We start from the raw sequence: 23,641 nt of genomic DNA, 5'->3' as shown, positions 1-23,641 counted from the left end.
GGAGATATGCAAAAAAGATGGCAGCAATGTCTGCGTTTTTGAAAGGAAGGTACAATGAAAAGAATTATTTTATCGACTGAGAGTGGTGCGGATTTACCGAAGGACCTGGTTGAAAAACATCAAATTCAAGTAGTACCGATGCACGTTATTATGGATGGGAAAGATTATTTGGATGGTGAGCTGTCAGTAGAAGAAGTTTTTGATTTTTATGATCGAACAAAGTCAATACCGTCTACGGCAGCGACGAATGTCCATGAATATGAAGAGTTGTTTACAAAGGTTCGATTGAAATTTCCTGAAAGTATCATTATTCACATTGGCTATACGTCAAAAGCATCTGCTTCCTTTCAAAGTGCGGTAATTGCAGCAGAAGATTTTGATGATCTTTTTCTGATTGATGCGTTAAATGTAACTGGTGGATTGGGGGCAGTAGTGATGTATGCAGCTCGCTTGCTTGAAGAAGAGCCTAAGATTAGCCCTGAGCATTTAATTGCAAAAATTGAATCAATCGTTCCTAAAACAAGGCTAGCGTTCCTGCCAGGAAGTTTAGACTTTTTAAAAGCAGGTGGACGGGTGAGCAATATTGCGTACATCGGTGGTGCATTGCTTAAAATCAAGCCATGTATTGAGTTGAAAGAAGGAAAGCTTGTTTCAACTAGAAAATACCGTGGCAAGATGGAAATTGTTGCAGAAAAGATGATGAGGGATTATTTAGATGAATACAATATCGATCGGGAACAATTGTATTTAATCTACTCGGTCGGACTGGATGAACAGATTAAAAAACGTCTGGAAGCAATCGCGAAGGAAGCCGGTTTTAAAAACGTAAGATGGATGCAGGCTGGTGCGATGATCTCGACTCATGCGGGTCCTGGAGGATTTGGGATTGCCGGTATAGAATCATAAAAATAAGAAAGAACCTGGATTTTTAATTCCAGGTTCTTTTTTTGATTATCACTTTTGCTCCTCCATGACACACTGCCTCGCTTTCAGATTAAATTTTAGATTGCTCCAAAATATTCTGTTTAAGCTCATTCAGTTTTTGTTGGTCCTTTTGAGATTGATCTTTCGCACTCATCGGGTTAACCCTCCAGTCACTTAGATTTGAAGTGAAATCTTTAATAGTATAGGCTGTATTTCGTTTTTTAAACGTTGATTATGAAAAATTTTTAATTTATTTTAAATTGTACTGTCTAATGATTTTAACAATAAGAAAGAACCTGGAGTTTTTAATTCCAGGTTCTTATTTTGATTACCACTTATGATCCTCCATGACACACTGCCTCGCTTTCAGATTAATTTTAGATTGCTCCAAAAATATTCTGTGTAAGCTTATTCAGTTTTTGTTGGTCCTTTTGAGATTGATCATTCGCACTCATCGGGTTAACCCTCCAGTCATTTAGATTGAAGTGAAATCTTTAATAGTATAGGTAAGATCTTATTTTTTATACAAAAAGTTTTAAAATTTCTACGGAAAATGATTTGGTTTCATAACTCTAAAAATTGTCTTCATACATTCATCAATTTTACGCAAAATAAATAAGAATCCAATTCGTTTCGGAGGTGAAAGAAGTTGGCGAAAAAAAGTAAAACAAGCTTCACTAAGAATAAAAAGGAAAAAAAGGATACGAATCGTCGTGAAGAGTATTCAAAAGAGTTTAATCAGGTAATTCATAATAACCCACCGCAAGAAGTTACAAAGCATAGAGGAACATAAGGCTGCCATGCACCGGGATATCTTTTTGACACCCGGTGCATGTGATTTACACAACTTATTGTTATAATATGTGTAAGAAATATGAATACATAAAGGAAGATGAAAATGACATTTGAAGAAATTTTGCCTCGTTTAAAAAATGGAGAGAAGATAATCCGTAAAGGCTGGGGCGGTGCTGAACTATATGTAAAGTATGTGCCTGCAACTACATTGGATGACTTGGACATGAATCCGTATTTTGTTATTAATGTAACTGGTGAAGGGTATACGATGTTTACACCGACAGTTTGTGATATTTTAGCGGATGATTGGGAAATCGTTCTATAAGTAATTAATGCTTGCTTGTTTATTGCAAGTCAGTTATTTTTTTGGAGGGAAAACAGTGGGAAAGCAATTTGAAAATAAAGTCGTCGTCATTACGGGTGCCGCATCCGGAATCGGACGAGCACAAGCAGCAGCTTTTTTAAAAGAAGGGGCTACTGTTATTGGGATCGATATTGAAAAAGCAGTAATAACGGATGACAAGTACTATCACTATGCAGGAAGTGTAACGGATCATCAGTTTATTGAAGAAACGATTGGACAATTAGAAGTAATCGATATTTTATGTAATACAGCCGGTATCCTTGATGGTTATGTCCCGTCACTTGAAACAGAAGAATCATTATGGGACAAAATCTTTAACGTGAATGTAAAAGGGATGTTCTTTGTAACGAATGCGGTATTAAAGAAAATGCTTAAGCAAAAGCGCGGTGTTATTGTAAATATGGCATCGATTGCTGGAATGATTGCAGGTGGCGGTGGTGCAGCATATACCGCGTCCAAACATGCCGTAATCGGTTATACAAAACAGCTTTCCTATGATTATTGCAAGGAAGGGATACGTATCAACGGGATTGCACCGGGTGCAATTGAAACACCGATGAATGCGGCCGATTTTGAAGGGGCAGGTGAAATGGCGAAGTTAGTGGCAGAGCAAACACCTGCTGGCAGATGGGCGAAGCCTGAAGAGGTTGCAAACGTGACATTATTTTTAGCGAGTGAAGCAAGCGATTATATGCATGCAACAATTATACCGGTTGATGGTGGATGGATGAATAAATAAAGTATTGCCATTATTTAATATTTACTCCATAATGAATGGGTGCAAAATCACACTATGACACTTTGGCAGGGTACTAGCACCCATGCTCCTTTGGTCATAGTTATCAGTAAAATAGCAACTTCATGCTATTTTATAAAGGAGGAAATTAAATAATGGAAAATTCTGTTTCATCATCACGTGTCAACGTGCATGAAACGGCTAAAGTTGCGATCGTTGCTTCTCTTTATGTAGCAGTTACGCTTGTTTTGGCTGTCATTAGTTTCGGAGCCGTCCAATTAAGGCTGTCGGAAATGTTTAACTATTTAGTGCTATTCCATAAACGATACATAGTAGGAGTAACATTAGGTGTCGTCATTGCGAATCTCTTTTCACCAATGTGGTGGATTGATGTACCGGTAGGCGGGATTGCTACACTCATTGTCTTGATTATTTGCCGAATCGTTACAAAAAATATCAAAAACTTAGTGCTGAAAATTATTGTAACCGGTATTATTTTTACGGCATCCATGTTTACAGTTGCAGCTCAGCTGATGATCGTTTTTGATCTGCCATTTTGGCCAACGTACGGAATGGTAGCAGTGGGAGAAGCCTTTTCAATGCTAGTAGGCGGCGTCACAATTTATTTATTGCAAAAGAAAATTGATTTTACAAAATAAAAATTAACAATCCGTTAAATAAAAGAAGCAGACCGTTCATTTTGAACGTGTCTGCTTTTACTTTTATGTGAAATACTCAAGTTTGGCATTCGGAAAGAATTTTTCCATGTAACTGTAAAGCTTTTCTTTCATTTCGTCCTCTTCGTTCTTTTGATAAATATACTTACTGATTCCGTATTTACCCCATTTCACACGTCTTACAGATTCATCCAGTTTCAGCTTTGTCTTCGGATAGTTTTTATTAATCACATTTTTAGCGGCCTTTGTAAAACGGTGCTGAATAAATTCAAATGTAATATCTTCACGGACATCTTGGGGGAGTTCAGCATCAAGTCGTTCAAACATATGATAATAGCCATCCTGCCATCCATCATGAAGGTAAATTGGCGCTACGATAAATCCAAGAGGATAACCGGCTCTCGCTACTTTGCCGGCTGCTTCGATCCGCTGGGCGAGCGAGGAGGTACCGGGTTCAAAATTTTTTATGACATAATCCGCATTAATACTAAAACGAAATCTTGTATGGCCATTATGTTTTGCATCGAGTAAATGATCAACATGATGGAATTTTGTAACGAACCTTAATCTGCCCAGCTCGGTTTCGCCGAAATGTTCTATCGCTTTCTTTAATGAATGTGTTAAGTGATCCAGCCCTACAATATCCGAAGTACAGGCCGCTTCAAACCGTGTGATTTCAGGTGCACGTTCTTCAATATACCGATCTGCTGCTTCAAATATTTCCTCGACATTTACATATGTGCGAATGTACGGTTTGCTTCCCATTGTTGTTTGTAAGTAGCAATAATGACAGTGACCCATACATCCTGTAGCAAGGGGAATAGCATATTCAGCAGATGGCTTGGACGTATCGAATTTCAAAGTTTTGCGAATACCAACGACAAGTGTAGACTTAGCAATTCGATATTTTTGCAAATCATTGTCACCGGGGAAGTTTCGTATTTGGTTATGGGAGGTTGTATAACGTATCTCAATACCTAAAGCTTCAAATTTTTCTTTTAGTTCTTTGCCGAGCGGATAGTCCAATGCTTTCGGTTCGAAATATACAAGCTGGGGTACGAAAGGTTTATTCATGTTTTTTGCACAACACCTTCCTTTTATATTTGCTTTAGTTTGCCTTAAGAAAGAAGCAAATATGAGGTGGTAATTATTGCAGTAGCAAGGTTATTTGTCACTTCCATATGTAAATTTCTCAAAAAAAAAAGACTCCTTGTAATTCGCTAATCAGTCTTAAAGCAACCAGTATCCTAAGTCCGAGTGTCGAGTGGAGTCTTGTTGATAATATATTAAATTAAAAATAATGATGATTGAATGGTGATTCTAAAAGAGGGGTACATGTTTGCTTTGTCATATTGTATTGCTTAACTGGCATCAATTCACTTTTCTCAATCATCGCGATACGATTTAATACTTCATCCGTTAACTGCTTTGAACTTGTAGAAACGACTAGATTCAGCAATCCGAGCAGTGCTGCAAAATCGAAAACTTTAAAGCGGTATCCTAGTGGAATCGCTGGTACACCGGCAGCCATTGAAAGCATGTTTGCATGGAGTTTAAAGTTTATCGTTGCAGTACACGTTGATAATTTATGAATCATTTGTTGTTCGGTATAAATGTTTTTATCTAACTGAACATTTTCTGTGTCGCCGATTTTATTAAAAAGTCTTTCGCAATGGGATCGATCGTCTGACCACATCGTATAAATCAGTATTTTATAACCCTTTTCAATTAGTCTTTTCACTGCTGCGACTAATTGTTCTTCTACTAAACTTTCATTGGCACCGTACAGACGGTTAAATGTCGTTCCCCAATTGATCCCGATTAGTTTGTCTTGGATATGAGGTTTTATTGTGTCTTTATTTTGTAATAGTAAAGCAGGATCTCCGATTATTTTAACTTTTTCCGATTTTTCTTTCCCAACCATAATTTCGATCGCCTTTTTTGTTAAGGGACCTCGGACGCCTACAAAAAGTGCATGCTCCAAAACTTCTTCCAGTACATCAATATCTTTTTGTTTAAAGTTTTGTTCCAAAGAAGTCAGCTGATCATTTATCAATAAATTCAGGTTTGACTCTTCAATCCAGTCTAACCCTGATCCCCAGATGAGTACGGACTTTCCTTTATGAATAGCGTTTTGAAGAATTTGAAGGTAGCCAGGCAATAATAAGGAGCCTCCGCCAAGTACAACCGTATCAAACTCATCGAGATTTTTTAAATCCGTTCCGGGCATTGATGGCTTAACAGTGATTTTTTCCATATCCAAGTATTTAGTACATGTATCTCTGAAAATATGCCATAACAGTTCATCACCCAGGTTATTAAATCCGATCCAGCCCATATATAAAATCTTTTTCATTTTTTCATCCCACCTTTTCTCGTTTTGGAATAAACCGCCAATGTTTCTTTTACTACATTATTAATATTAAATTTTTCCTCAGCTATTTCTCTGGCTGTAATTCCGTTTAGTTTTAGGCGATGTTGATCCTTCAAGACTTTTTTCAAATCATCACGTAATAAATGTCTGCTGCAAGTTGCTTTAGAACCATGATCTCCAAAATAATGACTCCATGCATCTTCAAAATTGTTCACATCTACAATCCCGAAATATCCATGGTTGCCGACAGCAACTACTTGCTTTTCTGAAGCCATAGCCTCTAAAGCTACACGGCCTGTGCCTACAACGCAATCAGCTGCAGAGTAATAGGGATGCAGATTTTTTTGTTCTCCAACGATATGAATAAAAGCTCCATCACACATTTCTTCAATCATTCGAGCCAATGTTTTTATCTCGTTCAATTTATTACCATCACCAACTACAATGACATGTAGATTAGGGATAGTATTTAATTTAAGATCTTTGCAGGCTCTTAAAAAAATAGAACAAACTTGTGCTTTTGCCCATGTGATTCTGCTGGCATAGAGAAGAACGGGCGCATCTTTGGGTATTTTTAATTCACTTCTTATATCTTTTACTTGGGAATTTCTTGGGTAATCGTTTAAATTGATTCCATTTGGTATTAAATATGGGTTTTCTATTTCAAATGTTTTTACATAATTGCATAAAGGAGGGCTTACACAGATGACTGCATCGGATAATTTAAGGAGTTCCTGTATTTCATGATTTGGATAATATGTTCCGTGTATCGTGATGATCGTAGGGATATTTCTATTTTCAGCCGCTCTTCCTGCTAAATATCCGGAAGGCGTCTGATGAATATGAACATGGGTAATATTTTCGTTCTCAATAATTTTTTCAAGTTCTTTCACTAATGCCAATTCATGATTTTTTTCTAAAGGAATCGTTTTTGGAAACTCGATTGAGTAAATAGGGCAATTTAATGCTTCAAATGCCTCAACTAAACTACCGGTTTTATTTGCAGCAATCGCCACAAAGATATTATTGTTAACTAGTTCTTTTGCCAAGCCTAATACATGGGTTTCGGTTCCTCCGATATATAAAGCATCTATCACTAGTAAGATCCTTTCATCAGCCACTCTTATCACCTCCATAAAAAGTTTTGGAACGTTGTTGCTCATGTTTCCGATAGTAATATAAAATTTCCTTCAGATTTTCTATTTTTAATTTTGCATTTAAAAATTTTACGATGAATTCATAGTCTTCTGCTCCGACAATTCTTCGAGTGGGGCCGCCAAGCAAATCAAAAACTTTTCCGCGAAATAAAATTGTTCCGTGACAGACACAGTGACCGCCTGCTTCGTAACATTTTCTTATTGACTCGCCATACTTCAACCAGTCGGCAACTTTACCGAGTGATTCCAAGTTCCCGTCATAAAATACTTGGTAATTTGATCCGACTAAATCGTAATCGGGATTGTTTAACAAAAAATCCACTTGCTTTTCAAAACGCAGAGGGTGCGAAATGTCATCTGCATCATTAACGGCAATATACTCGCCGGAACTCATAAAATAGCCGATTGTCAGAGCCCCTGCAAAGCCTGTATTTACAGGTAAATTACATATAATAACCGGAAAAGGGGGTTTGGTATTTTCCAGCCAGTCTTCAACTATTTTTGATGTATTGTCAGTTGAAGCATCATTTACAAGAATAACCTCCATTTTTTTGTATTTTTGTGACTTAAGACCGTCTAGGCAATCTACTATAAATGACGCGGCATTATAGCATGGAATAACTACACTTACTAATCCTTCTTGTCTTTCCTTCATACTTCTCACCTCAGTAGTATGATATGAATCTTATTTCACAATAATTGTGCGACATAATTAGATTTTTTTGGGAATCTTGAAAAATAGAATATCTACCCAAACAAGATCAGCCGGGAAACATATCCTTTTAACATAACATCATAAAGGGGGGTAAATATGTGGCAATTACGTAGAACGCTCGAAACTTTAAAAGGATCGAGTCTTACAGTTGCAACGGAATATGCAAAAGTCACGGGTACTTTATTGGAAGTAAACTTTGACTATATTACACTTTCATCAAACTCAGATTTTCTTTATATTCCGTTAACGAGTATTAAAAATATAGCTTACTAAAAAGGAGGGGATTAGATTGAATGGCATTTTGTATATTCAGCTCTTGAGGTTATTAAACCAAGAAATAACAGTTGCAGTTGGTGAGGAGCTTGTTACCGGAACACTGGAATCGGTAAATCAAGATTTCCTGATTTTAAAAGAATCTACAGATACGTATGAAAGAGAAAGTAAAACAAGAATTATCGTTTTAGCGCAGATCAGCTATATACAAGTACCGATGTTTGGTTAAGTGCGTAAGTGATGAGGCAATGGACGAAGTAGACTATGAAGAAAAATACAATCTGAATTGGGACAAGCACCCTAAAGGGATAGCTTAGAAAAACGCAAAAAATATCACTTTTCTCCTTAGAGCAAAGTGATATTTTTTATATTAAATTGTCTTTGCATTCGGAAGTATCAGTATATAACAATAAGTCGAATTAATTAAAGAGGTCTGCCGCCTTCATTTTCCCAGCGGTTCATATCGCTGCTTTCATCGATTGCATCTTCGTCAAATGGATGGGAATTTGTACATGCCACAATAGAGCTCACCATTTTCAGCAATGTCATTTTAATATCATCCTTTTTGATTATCGTTCTACTCTAGTATATGCGGCAGTGAAAGATTAGTGCGGTTCCCAATTAGGCATAAAGCGTCAACGTTCTTAATTTTTCTGATTGAGGAAAGTATAAATTGCCTCTACAAATTCTTTTTTAGGATACGTAAAATATAATTCGGTCGCTAACCGAACCGTATCACCGAAGAAGAAACGTTCGTATTGTGTTTGCCTCGTTCCAAATGAACTCATCGTTAAATCCCAAGCTAACCGGAATATTCTCACCCGTTCTTCAGCAGGTTTAGTTGCGGCTTGAAGATATTGATCCAAATCGGCTCTGATGGGGGAGTGAAATGCCTTTTCTGTTGGTAGTGTTATTATTCCGCTTGCACCGATAAGCTGGATAATTTCAGTGAGCCGTGGATAAATCTTCGAAAACGTATAACCGGCAACTTTTAATGGGAAAATTGCTGGTCGCAAATAGCCATATTCATCAAGTGCTGCATCATTCTCCGATTTCTCCAATAATGCCTTCATCGTTTCCAAGCCTGCAATAATTTCTGTCATCTTTTCATGGATATGCTGATATTCATATACTTTGATCGTTTCGATGAGAAGTTCGGCAATTCCTAATATAAATTCCGTTTTCACAATTTGCCTGATTAAAACTTGATACTTGGCAAAATGATTAAAGGCACTGTGAATAAGGAATTTTTCTGCAACCTCCACATTGTTATAAAAAAAGACCCGTTCCCATGGCACTAAAACATTGTCAAACACAACGATGGAATCCATTTCTTCATATTTTGAACTTAAAGGATGGTCAAATGCAGACTCTCCGCCTATAAAGGAATCTCTGCAAATGAATTTTAATCCTTTCGTATTTGATGGGACGGCAAACGAAAAAGTTTCATCTTCGCCGAATACAAGCTTACCGACATTAAATACAAACACTTCATCAGTTAAACCGCCTTGTGTCGCTAACAGACGTGCACCTTTTATAATAAGGCCATCTTCAGTTTCCGCGATAACCTTTGCTGAAATCGGTTCATTTGTATTTTCAATATAACTTTGAGAACGATTAACTTGAGGTGTAATAAATGTATGGGTAAGCGATAGGTCATTTTCCCTGACCATTTCAAAAAATGCGCGGAGATTATCTGGGAAACAGTTTTCTTGGCCTTCAAGAAGTGCTGCAGATGAGGTGAACCCCATTAAGACAGAATTCAAATAGTCGGGACTTCTTCCTAGAATTCCATGTGTATGTTTCGCCCAATGTTCCATCATTTTGCGCCTTTTTATTAACTCCTCTTTCGTTTTAGGCATCAAATAAGAAAGGCCGACACGTTTTCCTGAAAGGGGGGATACAAAAGTCATTTCATCAATTATTGTAGGGTCATGCTGTAAATCGTAGAGGGAAGCTTTCGTCTGAATAAGTCCTTTGAATACGGGATGTTCAGATAACAGCCCTTCCACCTTTTCTCCGTCCAGCCATATTTCATTATTCAACGCATTTAATCGGTTAATATAGCTCTCACCATTAATTGCACCCATTCATCCACTCCTTAAGTTTCATGATGATCGTCCAGCCATTTACTTACTTATATGCAAATACAGGCTTGAACTAAAACAAGGCATGTTTATATATACGCAACATATGTGAAGTCTGACAGTAAAGTGCTTTGTGATGAGTAAATTTTAAAAAGGAGGCTAAGAGGGGTGGGTCATTCTTTTTGTGAAGAAACAAAAAAACACCCATTTCGGACGTGTATTTACGCAGTCAAAACGGATGTCTACTATAATTTTAATGGATAAATATTTTAGTTGACTTAGAGCAAAATTTCATTTTAACCTAACGGAAAATAAAATGTCAATAAATTTTTTGTATTTTTTGATAAAAAATGTTATAATGGTCTTACAATTGTTTTCGGTGCGTATTATGTATTTCTTTGTACTTTTTTATTCACTATAAAGGATGCGTTTATATGTACTTTTTTTATTCAAGAGAGCAAAAATTTTAACAGTTGTCAAAGCTCTAAACGGGGTTAATTATTGACCGGCAATTGAACGTAACTGTGTTTTTATTTTACAAGGAGGATTTAAATAATGAATCTAATCAATAAAAAAGTTACACATAAGCATTTCGGAATGGGTAGTATCGTTAAACAGAATGAATCTAGTATTGAAATACATTTTGCATCGGAAAGTAAAAAATTCGTTTTCCCTGATGTATTTGGAAAGCACTTAGTACTTCACGATAAAGATGATGTGCAAACACTCGAAAAAATTATTCAGAAAAAAGAATTAGAACGAAGAGAAGAAGAGTGGCAAAAAGAAGAGAATTTAAAACTCCAACGTAAAAACCAGGAAATTCGTTTAATACATGAAAAACATATGAAAAATTTCAAGCTTCACCCAGAGTCACAATTAGTTTTTTGGTGTGATGATGAAGAAAAACGAACTGCCTTTTCAGATTGGAAGGTTTTTTCGGGATTAACGAAAAGCGGTGTAAATAAAGGGAAGCCTGTAAAACCGATTCGCCTGCATTTAAACAGTGCTGTTTTGTTAACGGCAGTAGATGAAAATTCTTCTGAAAAAGAACGACGTATTTTAGGTATGTATATGGTAGAGGAGAACTTTATCGGGAAATTGAGTGAAGATGGATATATTCCGGCACATTCAAAGTACCGAATTGAACTGACTGAAGAGGAAGCAGAGAAGATGCTGTTCTGGAACTATTACGTAAACGAAAAGTTCACTCATAAAATGACATGGAATACTGGTAAACATCGCTATTTCAACAATTTATGGATGGCTCAAATTTTATGTGATATCATCTCTTTGAAAACAGATCCTCAGGAAAAAGAACTTGCTCAGCAATTCTTCACACATTTCTGTAAAATGAATGATATAACAGCAAGTGAATTGCCACAGCCTAATGGTGCCTTGAAGCGTATTTAAATTATATAAAAAAGAACGAATTCCAAGGGATTCGTTCTTTTTTATCGTGTACATTGCTATTGTTTTAATCAAATATATAGCGGATAACTTCCATTGCCTGATCAACAGTTTCCACCGTTACATTTGCTTTATTGGATAGCTCTTTTAAAGGGTGAATTAAAGACTCGGGACGGATGATGATTGTCGGTTTGTCCATTGCAATTGCTGTACTTACATCCATTGCGGTATTCCATTGTTTATACTTCTCGCCGAATAGTGCAATGACGATATCCGCTTTCTGCATTAATACCTGAGTCCGGAAGTTATTAATATCAGAAGCAGCATTGTCTTTGTAATATGGTGATGGTTGGATACCTAATATTTCCTCGCCAATATTATCTGACCGGTCATGATCTGTCTGAGGTGCTACAAAGTGAAGCGGAAGATTTTTTTCCTTCGCCTTTTGTGCAACTTCTTCACGCCAATTATCATGAATTTGTCCTGCTAAGTAAACGGTTAGTTCCATATGAATGCCTCCTCTATATTTGCCTTATATTCATACTAACGAATTCACCTATATAATTGAAGTAAACCCTCTGATAAAGGATGGGAGAATGCCGTACTGAAATTATGATATGGTTGTAGAAGAGTATAAATAAAAAAAGAATAATTTAAAGGAGGTACCCAATGAAAATTGGTATAATTGGCGCCGGTGCAATTGCTCACTTTCTTTTGGAAGAAATAAATGAAAAGCTGCAAGAAAACTTACGCATTACGAGTATCTTTGTGAGGGATAGGGAAAAGCATCAATTGCTAAAATCCACTTATGGCATCAAGCTGTATACAGAAATTGCTGCATTTTTAGATTCAGATATTGATATAGTAGTGGAGGCCGCAAATATTGAAGCGGTTCATACATTGCTCCCTTCTGCAATCAGAAAAAAGGATGTTGTCGTCATTAGTATTGGTGCTTTGGTGGATGAGGCACTTCTGGTAGAGCTAAATAACTTAGCGAATGAATACAACAGAAGACTTTACTTGCCATCAGGCGCGGTTGGCGGATTGGATTTACTGCAAAATGCACATGCGCTTGGTACAGTAACATCCGTCGAGCTCACAACACGTAAGCCGGCAAGCTCATTAGTTGATGAAACACTTGAGGAAGCGAAGGTAATATTTGAAGGGAATGCGGCAGAAGCGATTAGCCGTTATCCGAAAAATATGAATGTATCAATTGTACTTGCATTGGCGAGTATTGGGTTTGAAAAAACTAGAGTCACATTAGTGGCGGATCCGAAAATTGATAAAAATATTCATCATATTGAAGTTACAGGAGACTTTGGAGAGGCAACATTTACTATTAAGAATAACCCGCTCCCTGCAAATCCGAAAACGAGTTATTTAGCAGCGATGAGTATTTTAGGAACGCTAAAAAGGATTAACGGGAAGCTGCTTATCGGTTAATGGAACGTAAACTTATTCTATTTATTAAAAGTCTGCTTTTTAAATCATCTGCTTTTACTTTTATATATGATTTACGCTAATATTGTTAGAGGAAATTTAAAAGAAATAAAGTTGATTGTTTGTAATGAGAGGAATTGAACTTAACATATGAAAGAGAATTTTTGGCAGGAGCTACCGAAACCATTTTTTGTGCTCGCGCCGATGGAAGATGTAACAGATTTAGTATTTCGTCATGTAGTTGCTGAAGCAGGAAGACCGGATGTATTCTTTACGGAATTTACTAACTCGGAAAGCTACTGTCATCCTGATGGGATTAAAAGCGTCCGTGGTCGCTTAGCATTTACAGAAGATGAACAGCCGCTTGTAGCCCATATTTGGGGAGATAATCCTGAGAATTTCCGCAAGATGAGCATCGGGATGGCGGAATTGGGCTTTAAGGGAATCGATATTAACATGGGGTGCCCGGTACCGAATGTTGCAGGACGAGGAAAAGGCAGCGGTCTGATTTTACGTCCGGATGTGGCAGCAGAACTAATCGAAGCTGCTAAAGCAGGCGGTTTGCCAGTAAGTGTGAAAACACGACTTGGCTATAAAGAAATTGATGAGTGGAAAGAATGGCTTACGCATATTTTAAAACAGGATATTGCAAATCTTTCCATCCATTTACGTACACGTAAAGAAATGAGTGCTGTTGATGCACATTGGGAACTTATCCCGGAAATTAAAGCGTTGCGTGATGAGATTGCACCAAATACATTATTAACAATTAACGGTGATATTCCGGACCGACAAGTTGGTTTAGAACTTGCGGAAAAGTACGGAATTGATGGAGTGATGATTGGTCGCGGTATTTTTAAAAACCCATTTGCTTTTGAAAAGGAGCCAAAGGAGCACAGTCCTGAGGAGTATCTTGATCTTCTGAAGCTACAGCTTGATCTGCAGGACAAGTATGCCGAAGAACTTCCTCGTTCAATGTCAGGACTTCACCGCTTTTTCAAGATTTATGTTAAAGGGTTCCGAGGTGCCGGCGAACTAAGAAACCAGTTAATGAATACAAAGTCTACAGACGAAGTGCGTGCACTTCTTAATAGTTTTGAATTAAATAAAGAATAAAAAATAGGGGCTGGGACAGAATTAGTTCCAGTTCACGCAAAAAGAGAAATTGCACAATGCAATTTCTCTTTTTGCGTTTTATAAAGAAAATATTGGAAGAGGTGTTATCCTCTTACCGCATATTTCCTTAAATTTGTGGCCATTAATGCCAAGCCTATTTCGTTAGTAACCTTCGATTTTCCACGAACTGAAAATCGGCGGAAACACAAATTAGCCTTCAAGAATCCAAAAACTGGTTCCACGTCAATTTTACGTCGACGATAAATGGCAGCCGTTTTTTCTTCTGAAAGCTTCGCTCTTACTTCTTCTTTTTGTTGTTCCCAATTCTCGTTAATCATGAGTCTACGGTTTTTCCCTTCCGCAGCTTTCGTACATTTTGTACGGAAAGGACATCCTGTACATTCCTCACACTCATAGATTTTAAATTCTCGTTGGAAACCTGCTTTATCCGTACGAACAGAATTGTATTGGAATCTTAATCTCTTTTCATTTGGACAAATGTAGACATCGTTTTCTTTCTCATACACCCAATTACTTGTCTTAAAAGGGTCATTTTTATATTTTCGCTTCTGTTCGTTCAAGTATTGATTAAATGTAATGAGTGGAGTTCGTTTGCGTTTGTTAAGAATATCATGGTAATTCTGTTCACTGCCGTATCCGGCATCCGCTACAATATGTTTTGGTAACTCAAAATAATTTTCTTCAATTTGATTAAGAAATGGAATAAGTGTTTTCGTGTCTGTTGGATTTGGAAATACATCATAAGCGAGTGTGTATTGACCTTCAGTAGCGATTTGTACATTATAACCTGGCTTCAATTGACCGTTTTGCATATAGTCATCTTTCATCCGCATGAATGTTGCTTCGTGATCTGTCTTTGAATAACTATTGCGTGTACCAAACACTTCAAAATCCTTTTCATATTTCTGTTTTCTTATAATCCAATCATATACTTGTTTGAGGATTTGCTTTGGTGTTTTTCGTTCGCTACGTAATCTTTTTCGCTCAATGACATCTTCAGAATGTTCTATTTTGCTTGTATAGTCGTCGACTACTTCTTCTAGGTGATGTGCTACTTGAGTTAACTCTTCTATTGATAACTGCTCATCACTTTCACGTTTGATTTCAGGAATAATTTGATGTTCCAATAACTCATCGTAAAGTTTATTTGATTTTTCTACGAGGTTGGTATGATGTTTTTCCACTGATTTTTTCCAAACAAATGTGAACTTATTGGCATTTGCCTCAATCTTTGTGCCATCGATAAAAATCGCTTCTTGATCGATGAGTTTTTCTTCAACTAGCTGACAACGAAATTGTACAAAACATTGGCGAATGAGTTCCTTCATATTGGGATGTACACGAAAACGGTTAATAGTGCGATAACTTGGTTCATATCCTTGGGCAAGCCACATCATACGGATACTGTCTCTTGTCAGATCCTCTATTTTTCTTCCTGAAAAAGTGGATTGTGTGTAACCGCATAAAATCAGCTTTAGCATCATACGTGGATGATATGATGGACAACCAGTATGGTGAATAAAAGGAGCGAAAGCTTCGTTCGGAATGCTTTCGACCAAATGATGGATAGAAAAGGCAATATCATTTTTATGTAACTTTACTTCTAAATCTAGCGGTAATATAATTTGATTCATGTTATAATCTTTAAACATAGGGACACTTCTTTCGTTTGAAATTTGGTTGTAGGATACTTAAATTTTAACAGAGAATGTCCTTTTTTCATGCCTGAAATTATGCAGAGATTTACTTGATATAGAAGAAAAATTAGTTGTTCGGAGTGAAGGCGGCGACTCCCAGGGGACAAGCACGTGGGAGAGACTACAGGCTCGAGCCGTGCCCCCAGGAAAGCGTCCGCCGTAACGGAGAACAACGACTACATAGTAGACACATAATAATAAAGCCGTTCAAACTTTACTCATCGTAAAATTTGAACGGCTTTTGATTTTGAGGCGGGTTTTGTCCCACCCCCTTTTTTGTTATTAAGGCGGTTTTCTAATTTTGACTAAAATAAATATTTATAAAAAAATTTATTATCTGTTCACTGTATCGATTTATTTTTTTGGAATAATAATAAAGTGTTGTATAACAATATTTGTTGTATAAAAATACTATATACATGAGAAAAATATGGTATTTATTGTATATTTATTGTATATTTATTGTATAAATTTACATTCATATTAGAATCTTAATATTTGGAATACTATTGCTTTTTTTCTTAACCTAAGTAAAAATGTAAAAGAGAACAGCAAAATAGCATCATAAAAAATGGAATAAAGCTATTTAAAATCAGAATTTAGGGGGTAAGGTATTGTTTTCAACAACTTGGAATCGGTTATGGGAAATGCATGATCAAGTAAAAGACATGTTTACTTTTTTCATAAAACCAAATTCTTCAAAGGTCGTATCAAAGGGAGTTACCGGTAATTACCAAAATGAGAATTCAGGTAATGGTGGTGGGTATACGCCACGCAGTTATACAACAGCTCAGATGGTTGGTCTGTTTTTAGGCCCACTACTCTTTATTTTAACTTTACTTTTCTTTCAGCCAGAAGGTCTCTCGACAGAAGCAAGGGGTGTATTGGCGAGTACGATTTGGATTGCGACATGGTGGATTACCGAAGCGATACCAATTCCGGCAACATCTTTATTGCCGCTCGTATTGTTCCCGTTAACGAATAGCCTGGATGTGAAAGCAACCGCTTCTTCGTACGGGGATGAAACAATTTTCCTGTTCATGGGTGGATTTATCATCGCTCTAGCAATGGAAAAGTGGAATTTACATAGACGTATTGCTATTTCAATTATTTCAATGGTCGGTACAAATATGGACCGAATTGTTCTTGGGTTTATGATCGCAACAGGATTTTTATCGATGTGGATTTCCAATACCGCTACAGCAATGATGATGATTCCGATTGGACTAGCCATCATCAATCAAGTTGCGGATGGATTAAAAAATGACCCTTCGATTGATACATCTCCGCAGCGTTTTGCTTTTGGTAAGGCATTGATGCTCGGGATTGCATATTCTGCCTCACTTGGAGGAATCGCCACATTAATTGGTACACCGCCTAATACATTACTTGCGGGTGCTATTAATAAAATGTATGGCATCGAACTATCATTTGCTGGATGGATGTTATTCGGTGTTCCATTTGCATGGATTTTTATTTTTGTAACATGGATTTATCTAGTTAAGATTGCGTTCCCGTCAAAGTTAAAAACATTGCCTGGTGGGCGTGAGGTTATTGATAAACAGAAAAGTGATCTTGGGGCAGCATCAATTGAAGAGAAGCTTGTATTCGTTGTCTTTGCATTAGCAGCATTTTCTTGGATTACCCGCACATTTTTACTAAGTAAATTTGTCGATGGATTAACAGACGGGATGATCGCCGTTATTTTTGCTATTGTGTTATTTGCGATTCCTTCAGTGAACCGTAAAGGGGATCGATTGATGGATTGGCAAACGGCAGTAAAGTTACCGTGGGGCATTCTGCTTCTATTCGGAGGAGGTCTTGCCATTGCTTCAGGTTTCGTAGGAACGGGCTTGTCGGAGTGGATCGGTACACAACTTATGGGGCTTGAAGGTGTAAGTGTTATCGTATTAATCTTCCTGGTAGCAGCGCTTGTTCTGGCTTTAACGGAGATTACTTCAAATACTGCAACAGCTTCAATGATGTATCCGATTATGGCATCTCTTGCTGTAGCATTAGGCGTTCATCCATATGCATTAATGATTGCTGCTGGTGTAGCTGCATCATGTGCTTTCATGCTTCCGGTAGCAACACCGCCAAATGCAGCCGTTTTCGGATCGGGCTATATTAAGATTACGGACATGATGAAGGCTGGATTTGCACTGAATGTTTTCGGCGTTGTTTTCATAACATTGTCCATTTATTTCCTGCTGCCAATTATGTGGGATATCGATTTAAACTCCGTACCGGAAATGTTTAAGGTAATGAATAAGTAGTATAGAAAAGGTGGAATCGTGATTAACGATTCCATCTTTTTTTGTGGCACATAATATTTCTACATACAATGAGCAGTTGAAAACATACTACTATTAAATAATTGGTTGCAGGTGACACGATGAAACGAAAAGTAATAGTTGCAACGATTTTAATTGTTGTTATCTGTGCTAGTTTCTTATTAGCACTTTCAATTTCCCCAATAAAAAAACTGGAAGGTCAAGTTATGAATAACACGAAGAAACCTGTAGTACTCATTGTCGTCGATTCATTAATGAATGAACCGTTGCAAAAAGTGATCAAAGAGGATGATGCACCAGCTTTAGCATATTTAATGAACAACTTACAGCTTCATCAGGAAATGATTAGCTCCTATCCGACGATGTCTGTCACGATTGATAGTACACTGTTAACCGGTACATATCCAAATCAGCATAAAGTACCGGGATTGATTTGGTTTAAAGAAGAGGAAAATCGAATAATCAGTTATGGGAGCGGAATCAGTGAAATATGGAATAACGGAATTAAAAATGTTGCTCTTGATAGTGTTGTCCATTTAAATGACAGTCATTTAAGTAAAGAAGTCCAAACACTACACGAAGAGCTGGCGAATCGGAACCTTTCTTCCGCTTCGATAAATGGTCTGTTATATCGTGGAAATTTTCAACATCGCCTTAATGTCCCGGGACTTATTACTATGGCGAATCTTTTACCGAAGGAGATTCATATCAATGGCCCCACGGTTTTTTCGCTTGGAACATTAGCGCAATACAGTACAGAAAATAATCACCATAATTTTATATGGCAGCGTCTAGGTGTCAATAATGAGTTTACGGCAAATGAATTGAGATATTTAATTCAACAAAAGAAGTTGCCGTCTTTTACGCTCGCTTATTTACCCGATGCGGATGCTCCCATACACAAATATGGTCCAGATTATATAAAGGGTATAAAAAAAGTGGATCAGGCTGTACAACACATTTTAAATAGCTTTCCTTCATGGGAAGATGCTATTCAGGATGTAACGTGGATTGTATTGGGCGATAGTGGTCAGTCTTACATACTAGATGATAAAAATACATCGCTGATTGACTTGAATCAAGCATTGAAAGATTATACTTTTTGGGAGAGAAAGAATCCGAATGCCCAACTTGCAATTGCCGTTAACGAGCGTATGGCTTATATTTATGCAATCGATCAGCAAGTTGAGCTATCCGAAATCGTGAATATTTTAAAAGAGGATGAGCGAATTGGTTTTATCGCTTGGAAAAATGGACAAACAAACTATGTTGTTAGCCCACATAGTGAGGGCAAGTTGGAATTTTCACCAAAAGGTAAGTACGTAGATGATTATAATCAGTCATGGCAAGTTACAGGAGATGTCTCAATTCTGGATTTAAATATATCGAAAGAACAACATATCGGTTATCAGGATTACCCGGATGCACTTGCAAGGCTACATGGAGCGCTTCATTCACAGGAAGGGCGTTTTATTATCGTGGATGCTAAACCTTCTTATGAGTTTATTGAAAAGCATAGCCATAATCATGCGGGTGGTGGAGCTCATGGCTCACTTCACAAAGTAGATTCGATTGTTCCGATTATCGTGACTGGGACAAGTGTATTACCTGAATCTGATCGTTTAGTTGATATAAAAAAGTGGATACTTCAATTACTGGGTGATTCGTAACAAAAAATCATCCGGTTTTTTATTGAAGATTTTTACCAAACTGGAGACCAGGTTTTTAAAAATTGTGCTGTCCGTTCTTTTCCGATACTCATTAATTTATTTTTAGTCGCCTCATCTAAATCGAATTGGGTTGCACTATATTCTTCAACCGGTATAAAGATAATATCTTTCTCATGTCTACGGGAAATATAACGATTATCATGTGCAGTTTGCATCGTAGAGAATAATGCTTCAAAAAGTTGAATCCCATTATTAATATCATGCGGCTTCATATCCTCGCTTGAACTACTAAGTTTCATGCCGAGAACAGGCCGCTCCTTATTTCCATTATCGTAAATCCACATTGGAAAATTACTTAAAACGCCGCCATCTACAATAACAGACTCTCTTTTCCCATTTTTTAAGTAGACAGGTTCAAAGAAGAAGGGAAGACCGCAGCTCATCCGTAATGCACGGGAGACCGGGAAACTGTTTGGATCAATATCGTATTGATGTAAATCTTCGGGGAGCACTAAAATCTTGCCGTTCGTTAAATCGGAAGCTACCAGTTTTAAACTCCCTTTTGGTAAGTCTCCGAATGTGTAGATGCCTTTTGTCGCCAGCTTTTCGAGAAACCAGTTTTCCAGGGATTTTCCGCGATACAATCCCATCCTTTTATATAAATTAAGCCATTTTAAAAATGGAAGTTCGATGATGAATTTAGGAGGATCGAGTAAAACTTTTAAATTCAGCTCATCAAAAATCTCCTCAAGTTCTTTCGTGTTAAAGCCTGCCGCGATAAAAGTGGCTAATATGGCACCAGCACTTGTACCGGCTACACGTTCGAATTTGACCCCTTTTTCCTCAAGCGCCTGAATGGCACCGACATAGGCAAAACCTTTAATTCCGCCGCCTGAAAAAACCCCGTCGACAATCATTCGTTCTCTCCTTTCTTTTATTGATAAATCCAACGTAGGATTAGAAAGTTTAGCAAATTGAAACGATAGTTAAATTTGTCGTCATAACAGTATATGTCGGTGAAAAGAAAATGGGTTTATTAATTAAGGAACAAAGTGAACAGATGATTTACTTTTTGATGAAATTATAGTTTGTGGGGTAAATGGTTTTTTGTTGATAGGTGGTGGAACATCTGTGTCCCGGGGACGATAGAAGATATTGTAATGATGGGTTTATTTAATAATTTAGTTAGTACATGTCCGAAACTTTATTTCGGACATGTTTTTTATTGTTCCTGTATAAACAGGACCTTCTCAAAGTCGCATTCTTTGCAAACGAGTAAATGTGGACAAACCTCATCTTTGGCGGTATTTGGATAGCCATCAAAAAGCTTAACGGTATCTTCATCATTATAATGTCCGTACGGATCTGAATAATCGGCTACCTTTCCTCCATCTTGCAGCGGATTGTTACATGTCGGACAGCCTATACTGACTTTTTCTAATGCATTGCATAACGGGCAAATCGCCATAAGCACACCTCTATTTTCATCGTTTATATGTAATATGTATCTTTCCCGCCACTTAATAAACACAAATAATCAATGAAGTTATTTTTATGAATGCTTTACTAACATTGGGCTATGATTTAGAGAATCTAGGCGAATAACTTGATAACCCAAAAAATATATATTGTTACTAGGCGCTCACAACCTTTCTTTTCTCTCCATATGCTAAGTAAAAAAGGAAAAGAGGTAGAGTATGGGGATTGAAATAACAGCTCTCCACTGGATCTATGTTGTTTTCATCATGCTGCTCATTATCTTTATGGTAAGACGGCTGGATACAACATTGATTAGTATTGTGGGGATTTTCGTTATTGCTTTCGTCGCGACAGGGGATTTTGTTTCTTCAATTGGCGGGGTTTTTAATAGCTTTATTTATGCGATAACCGAACTTTTATCTACTATTTTAATTATTTCAATTATCGTTGCGATGAGCCGGGTACTTACTAAAACGGGGATCAATGAAGTAATGATCGCCCCTTTCACAAAGATTATTAAAAACCCGACACTAGGGTTTTGGACAATCGGGATATTAATGATGATCATTTCCTGGTTTTTCTGGCCATCACCTGCAGTAGCGCTGCTCGGAGCGGTTTTATTACCTGTAGCGATAAGAGCGGGACTGCCGGCATTAGGTGTGGCGATGGCAATGAACTTATTCGGTCACGGGATTGCGTTATCCAGTGATTTTATTATTCAGGGTGCACCGAAATTAACGGCTGATGCTGCCGGACTTCCTGTAGGAGATGTCATATCGGCAAGTATTCCGCTAGTCATAACGATGGGGGTTGTGACGACAGCTGTAGCATTTTACCTTTTGAAACGTGATATGAAGCGCGGCACTATTCCTTTAGTCGGAACGTATGATAATAGTACGGAGCAAGAGCTGGAGCAATCGGAAGATCTGTTATCGATGACTCAAAAGAAAATCTTTGCTCTTTTAATTCCGGTTGCCTTTGTACTGGATGTGGTTGCAATGGCTATTTTCGATCTTCAAGGGGGAGACGCAACAGCACTGGTAGGAGGCACTTCAGTTTTTATCCTGCTGATCCTTTGTGTGATTGCTTATAAAAAGAAGGGGCTCGACAAAACGACGAGCTACTTTATTAAAGGGTTCCAGTTTGGGTTTAAAGTATTCGGACCGGTCATCCCGATTGCGGCATTTTTCTATTTAGGGGACGCGGGATTCCTTACAATTCTCGGAAATCATCTGCCTGAAACATCACACGGTATTGTGAATGACCTTGGTATGGGATTGGCGGCGCTTGTACCATTAACAACGGAAATTGCTGTTGTGACATTGACAGGTGTCGGGGCTATTACAGGACTGGACGGATCCGGCTTTTCCGGAATTTCTTTAGTGGGGTCACTCGGAAATTTATTTGGTACAGCAATCGGAGAAGGTACAGCAACATTGACTGCTCTTGGTCAAATTGCAGCCATTTGGGTAGGTGGCGGGACACTTGTTCCATGGGCGCTTATTCCTGCAGCAGCCATTTGTAATGTTAGTCCGTTTGAGCTTGCCAGAAGAAATCTTGTACCGGTAATCATCGGTTTAATCGTGACGACGATTGTAGCGCTTTTCATTATTTAACATTGGAAAGGGATGTATAAGATTTTTTACACGGCACCTCATGACAAGTATGAAAAGAGATGTACTATATTTTGAACTTGAAAATATAGTACATTTTCACTTAGCATCAACCGTTAGTCGCCAGTCTGCCAAGCGGACCGGATTCGTCGATCATATCTGCCAAATCAAAAACAGAAATCGGAAACATTGGCAGACCTGCTACATATGGTGTTATCTCATATAGCTGAAAGTAAATAACGAGTGTTTTATCTGCAATATAGAAATCCTGATCAGGACTTATACCCGGAAAATCACCTAGTGTAGGAAGGTCCCGCTCCTGTATTTGAATATCAACAAGAGCAGAGAGTCTTCTGACATAATTGCTGCCCGGTTTAAATAAATCCTTGAGTGTACATAGCTTCTTTTTTTCTATATCAAATGTCAGTGATTCAATTGTCGTCATTCCATGTGCGGCCTTTTGATGATACGTATAATTGGAGAGGCTCAAACTTAATACTTGCCGCTGATTGTTTTTTATTTCATATAGCCCCAGCATTTCTTCTACCGATGTCGGCATTTCGCCAACTTGCTGTGCAATTTGTTTGTGCACCTGCTCCTTAATCGCCCCATTCATCTCGATTTCCCACGACTGATCAAACTTGTAAAAAACATGTGGATAATATACCAATTGATTCGGCCCATAATCTAAACGAACAGTACTGACAGGCATTGGACCAATTTGAAGAATAGTTTCACTTCCTTCACCATTTTTTCTTAAATAAAACTATGCAACTTACCTGCATACTGTTATTTATAT

24 protein-coding genes are annotated in these 23,641 nt (G+C 37.6%); 13 read left to right on the top strand and 11 right to left on the bottom strand.

The genetic code is table 11. The features are described from left to right. Positions 1-54: 54 nt before the first annotated feature. The 5 genes from MKY71_RS16080 to MKY71_RS16060 all read left to right on the top strand — a co-directional run bounded on the left by MKY71_RS16080 (position 55) and on the right by MKY71_RS16060 (position 3,478). Entirely contained in the window at positions 55-906 is an 852-nt protein-coding gene (locus MKY71_RS16080; RefSeq protein WP_339196174.1) for a DegV family protein, read from the top strand. 667 nt (positions 907-1,573) lie between these two features. Further along, positions 1,574-1,717, top strand: coding sequence for a hypothetical protein (locus tag MKY71_RS16075; RefSeq protein WP_014822645.1), 144 nt, complete (start codon positions 1,574-1,576; stop codon positions 1,715-1,717). A 105-nt stretch (positions 1,718-1,822) separates the two neighbouring features. Beyond that, positions 1,823-2,044: a DUF2829 domain-containing protein gene (locus MKY71_RS16070; protein WP_008405570.1), complete on the top strand. Its 222-nt coding sequence runs from the start codon at positions 1,823-1,825 to the stop codon at positions 2,042-2,044. 55 nt (positions 2,045-2,099) lie between these two features. Further along, complete coding sequence (locus MKY71_RS16065; protein ID WP_339196172.1) at positions 2,100-2,822, top strand: 3-oxoacyl-ACP reductase; 723 nt, start codon at positions 2,100-2,102, stop codon at positions 2,820-2,822. Between the two features lie 152 nt (positions 2,823-2,974). After that, positions 2,975-3,478, top strand: coding sequence for a QueT transporter family protein (locus tag MKY71_RS16060; RefSeq protein ID WP_339173739.1), 504 nt, complete (start codon positions 2,975-2,977; stop codon positions 3,476-3,478). A 63-nt stretch (positions 3,479-3,541) separates the two neighbouring features. On the opposite strand, the gene splB is transcribed toward MKY71_RS16060, so the two are convergent. The 4 genes from splB to MKY71_RS16040 all read right to left on the bottom strand — a co-directional run bounded on the left by splB (position 3,542) and on the right by MKY71_RS16040 (position 7,682). Next, positions 3,542-4,570 carry a spore photoproduct lyase gene (gene splB / locus MKY71_RS16055; RefSeq protein WP_340733284.1) on the bottom strand — a complete coding sequence of 343 codons (1,029 nt, stop codon included), beginning with the start codon at positions 4,568-4,570 and terminating at the stop codon, positions 3,542-3,544. 217 nt (positions 4,571-4,787) lie between these two features. Then, a complete protein-coding gene (locus tag MKY71_RS16050) occupies positions 4,788-5,852 on the bottom strand; it encodes a polysaccharide pyruvyl transferase family protein (RefSeq protein WP_340733283.1) in 1,065 nt (354 codons plus the stop codon). Next, complete coding sequence (locus MKY71_RS16045; protein ID WP_340733281.1) at positions 5,849-6,991, bottom strand: glycosyltransferase; 1,143 nt, start codon at positions 6,989-6,991, stop codon at positions 5,849-5,851. The genes MKY71_RS16050 and MKY71_RS16045 overlap by 4 nt, the downstream gene beginning before the upstream one ends. Next, on the bottom strand, positions 6,984-7,682 hold the full coding sequence (locus MKY71_RS16040; RefSeq protein WP_340733280.1) for a glycosyltransferase family 2 protein: 699 nt from the start codon (positions 7,680-7,682) through the stop codon (positions 6,984-6,986). Before MKY71_RS16040 ends, MKY71_RS16045 begins: the two co-directional genes overlap by 8 nt. Before the next feature lie 156 nt (positions 7,683-7,838). Between MKY71_RS16040 and MKY71_RS16035 the strand changes: the two genes are divergently transcribed. Together MKY71_RS16035 and MKY71_RS16030 are read left to right on the top strand one after the other, a co-directional pair. Continuing rightward, positions 7,839-8,015 (top strand): DUF2642 domain-containing protein, encoded by a 177-nt coding sequence (locus tag MKY71_RS16035; protein WP_340733278.1) that lies wholly within the window; start codon positions 7,839-7,841, stop codon positions 8,013-8,015. A gap of 16 nt (positions 8,016-8,031) precedes the next feature. Further along, positions 8,032-8,244 carry a hypothetical protein gene (locus MKY71_RS16030; protein WP_340733276.1) on the top strand — a complete coding sequence of 71 codons (213 nt, stop codon included), beginning with the start codon at positions 8,032-8,034 and terminating at the stop codon, positions 8,242-8,244. Positions 8,245-8,438: 194 nt separating this feature from the next. Here the strand turns inward: MKY71_RS16030 and MKY71_RS16025 are convergent, their stop codons facing one another. Together MKY71_RS16025 and hpaB are read right to left on the bottom strand one after the other, a co-directional pair. Next, positions 8,439-8,564 carry a hypothetical protein gene (locus MKY71_RS16025; RefSeq protein WP_285848938.1) on the bottom strand — a complete coding sequence of 42 codons (126 nt, stop codon included), beginning with the start codon at positions 8,562-8,564 and terminating at the stop codon, positions 8,439-8,441. 95 nt (positions 8,565-8,659) lie between these two features. Next, positions 8,660-10,105, bottom strand: coding sequence for a 4-hydroxyphenylacetate 3-monooxygenase, oxygenase component (gene hpaB / locus MKY71_RS16020; protein ID WP_340733274.1), 1,446 nt, complete (start codon positions 10,103-10,105; stop codon positions 8,660-8,662). A 552-nt stretch (positions 10,106-10,657) separates the two neighbouring features. Between hpaB and MKY71_RS16015 the strand changes: the two genes are divergently transcribed. After that, positions 10,658-11,512, top strand: coding sequence for a malate synthase (locus MKY71_RS16015; protein ID WP_340733273.1), 855 nt, complete (start codon positions 10,658-10,660; stop codon positions 11,510-11,512). Between the two features lie 64 nt (positions 11,513-11,576). On the opposite strand, the gene MKY71_RS16010 is transcribed toward MKY71_RS16015, so the two are convergent. Continuing rightward, complete coding sequence (locus MKY71_RS16010) at positions 11,577-12,017, bottom strand: YtoQ family protein (protein ID WP_339173718.1); 441 nt, start codon at positions 12,015-12,017, stop codon at positions 11,577-11,579. A 161-nt stretch (positions 12,018-12,178) separates the two neighbouring features. Between MKY71_RS16010 and nadX the strand changes: the two genes are divergently transcribed. Beyond that, positions 12,179-12,955, top strand: a complete 777-nt coding sequence (nadX, locus tag MKY71_RS16005) for an aspartate dehydrogenase (protein WP_340733272.1) — start codon at positions 12,179-12,181, stop codon at positions 12,953-12,955. Positions 12,956-13,102: 147 nt separating this feature from the next. Next, on the top strand, positions 13,103-14,068 hold the full coding sequence (locus tag MKY71_RS16000) for a tRNA dihydrouridine synthase (protein WP_339173712.1): 966 nt from the start codon (positions 13,103-13,105) through the stop codon (positions 14,066-14,068). Between the two features lie 104 nt (positions 14,069-14,172). On the opposite strand, the gene MKY71_RS15995 is transcribed toward MKY71_RS16000, so the two are convergent. Further along, a complete protein-coding gene (locus MKY71_RS15995) occupies positions 14,173-15,741 on the bottom strand; it encodes an IS1182 family transposase (RefSeq protein WP_107934954.1) in 1,569 nt (522 codons plus the stop codon). Between the two features lie 659 nt (positions 15,742-16,400). Between MKY71_RS15995 and MKY71_RS15990 the strand changes: the two genes are divergently transcribed. Continuing rightward, complete coding sequence (locus MKY71_RS15990) at positions 16,401-18,062, top strand: SLC13 family permease (RefSeq protein ID WP_340733271.1); 1,662 nt, start codon at positions 16,401-16,403, stop codon at positions 18,060-18,062. A gap of 119 nt (positions 18,063-18,181) precedes the next feature. Continuing rightward, entirely contained in the window at positions 18,182-19,750 is a 1,569-nt protein-coding gene (locus MKY71_RS15985; RefSeq protein WP_340733270.1) for an alkaline phosphatase family protein, read from the top strand. Between the two features lie 32 nt (positions 19,751-19,782). Here MKY71_RS15985 and MKY71_RS15980 read toward each other — a convergent pair whose 3' ends face one another. Next, positions 19,783-20,667: a patatin-like phospholipase family protein gene (locus tag MKY71_RS15980; RefSeq protein WP_339173706.1), complete on the bottom strand. Its 885-nt coding sequence runs from the start codon at positions 20,665-20,667 to the stop codon at positions 19,783-19,785. A gap of 305 nt (positions 20,668-20,972) precedes the next feature. Then, complete coding sequence (locus MKY71_RS15975) at positions 20,973-21,218, bottom strand: hypothetical protein (protein ID WP_340733269.1); 246 nt, start codon at positions 21,216-21,218, stop codon at positions 20,973-20,975. Between the two features lie 229 nt (positions 21,219-21,447). On the opposite strand from MKY71_RS15975, the gene MKY71_RS15970 reads away from it, so the two are divergent. Further along, the gene (locus MKY71_RS15970) at positions 21,448-22,845 is read left to right on the top strand and encodes a hypothetical protein (RefSeq protein ID WP_340733268.1); all 1,398 of its coding nucleotides are present in this window, start codon (positions 21,448-21,450) and stop codon (positions 22,843-22,845) included. A gap of 106 nt (positions 22,846-22,951) precedes the next feature. Here the strand turns inward: MKY71_RS15970 and MKY71_RS15965 are convergent, their stop codons facing one another. Beyond that, a complete protein-coding gene (locus MKY71_RS15965; protein WP_340733267.1) occupies positions 22,952-23,512 on the bottom strand; it encodes a DUF3298 and DUF4163 domain-containing protein in 561 nt (186 codons plus the stop codon). Between the last annotated feature and the right edge of the window lie 129 nt (positions 23,513-23,641).

This window comes from Solibacillus sp. FSL W7-1324 (assembly GCF_038008025.1).
Classification (GTDB): domain Bacteria; phylum Bacillota; class Bacilli; order Bacillales_A; family Planococcaceae; genus Solibacillus.
Note: the sequence above shows the minus strand (reverse complement) of the source record. Positions and strands in the feature narration are given on the sequence as shown.

Bases quoted from the DNA above. Each gene is read 5' to 3' on its own strand.
- MKY71_RS16040 (WP_340733280.1), bottom strand. From the start codon at position 7,682: ATGAAGGAAAGACAAGAAGGATTAGTAAGTGTAGTTATTCCATGCTAT.
- splB (WP_340733284.1), bottom strand. From the start codon at position 4,570: ATGAATAAACCTTTCGTACCCCAGCTTGTATATTTCGAACCGAAAGCA.
- MKY71_RS16000 (WP_339173712.1), top strand. From the start codon at position 13,103: ATGAAAGAGAATTTTTGGCAGGAGCTACCGAAACCATTTTTTGTGCTC.
- MKY71_RS16060 (WP_339173739.1), top strand. From the start codon at position 2,975: ATGGAAAATTCTGTTTCATCATCACGTGTCAACGTGCATGAAACGGCT.
- hpaB (WP_340733274.1), bottom strand. From the start codon at position 10,105: ATGGGTGCAATTAATGGTGAGAGCTATATTAACCGATTAAATGCGTTG.
- MKY71_RS15980 (WP_339173706.1), bottom strand. From the start codon at position 20,667: ATGATTGTCGACGGGGTTTTTTCAGGCGGCGGAATTAAAGGTTTTGCC.
- MKY71_RS16025 (WP_285848938.1), bottom strand. From the start codon at position 8,564: ATGACATTGCTGAAAATGGTGAGCTCTATTGTGGCATGTACAAATTCC.
- MKY71_RS16050 (WP_340733283.1), bottom strand. From the start codon at position 5,852: ATGAAAAAGATTTTATATATGGGCTGGATCGGATTTAATAACCTGGGT.
- MKY71_RS16010 (WP_339173718.1), bottom strand. From the start codon at position 12,017: ATGGAACTAACCGTTTACTTAGCAGGACAAATTCATGATAATTGGCGT.
- MKY71_RS15995 (WP_107934954.1), bottom strand. From the start codon at position 15,741: ATGTTTAAAGATTATAACATGAATCAAATTATATTACCGCTAGATTTA.
- MKY71_RS16015 (WP_340733273.1), top strand. From the start codon at position 10,658: ATGAATCTAATCAATAAAAAAGTTACACATAAGCATTTCGGAATGGGT.
- nadX (WP_340733272.1), top strand. From the start codon at position 12,179: ATGAAAATTGGTATAATTGGCGCCGGTGCAATTGCTCACTTTCTTTTG.
- MKY71_RS16080 (WP_339196174.1), top strand. From the start codon at position 55: ATGAAAAGAATTATTTTATCGACTGAGAGTGGTGCGGATTTACCGAAG.
- MKY71_RS15985 (WP_340733270.1), top strand. From the start codon at position 18,182: ATGAAACGAAAAGTAATAGTTGCAACGATTTTAATTGTTGTTATCTGT.
- MKY71_RS15975 (WP_340733269.1), bottom strand. From the start codon at position 21,218: ATGGCGATTTGCCCGTTATGCAATGCATTAGAAAAAGTCAGTATAGGC.
- MKY71_RS15970 (WP_340733268.1), top strand. From the start codon at position 21,448: ATGGGGATTGAAATAACAGCTCTCCACTGGATCTATGTTGTTTTCATC.
- MKY71_RS16070 (WP_008405570.1), top strand. From the start codon at position 1,823: ATGACATTTGAAGAAATTTTGCCTCGTTTAAAAAATGGAGAGAAGATA.
- MKY71_RS16035 (WP_340733278.1), top strand. From the start codon at position 7,839: ATGTGGCAATTACGTAGAACGCTCGAAACTTTAAAAGGATCGAGTCTT.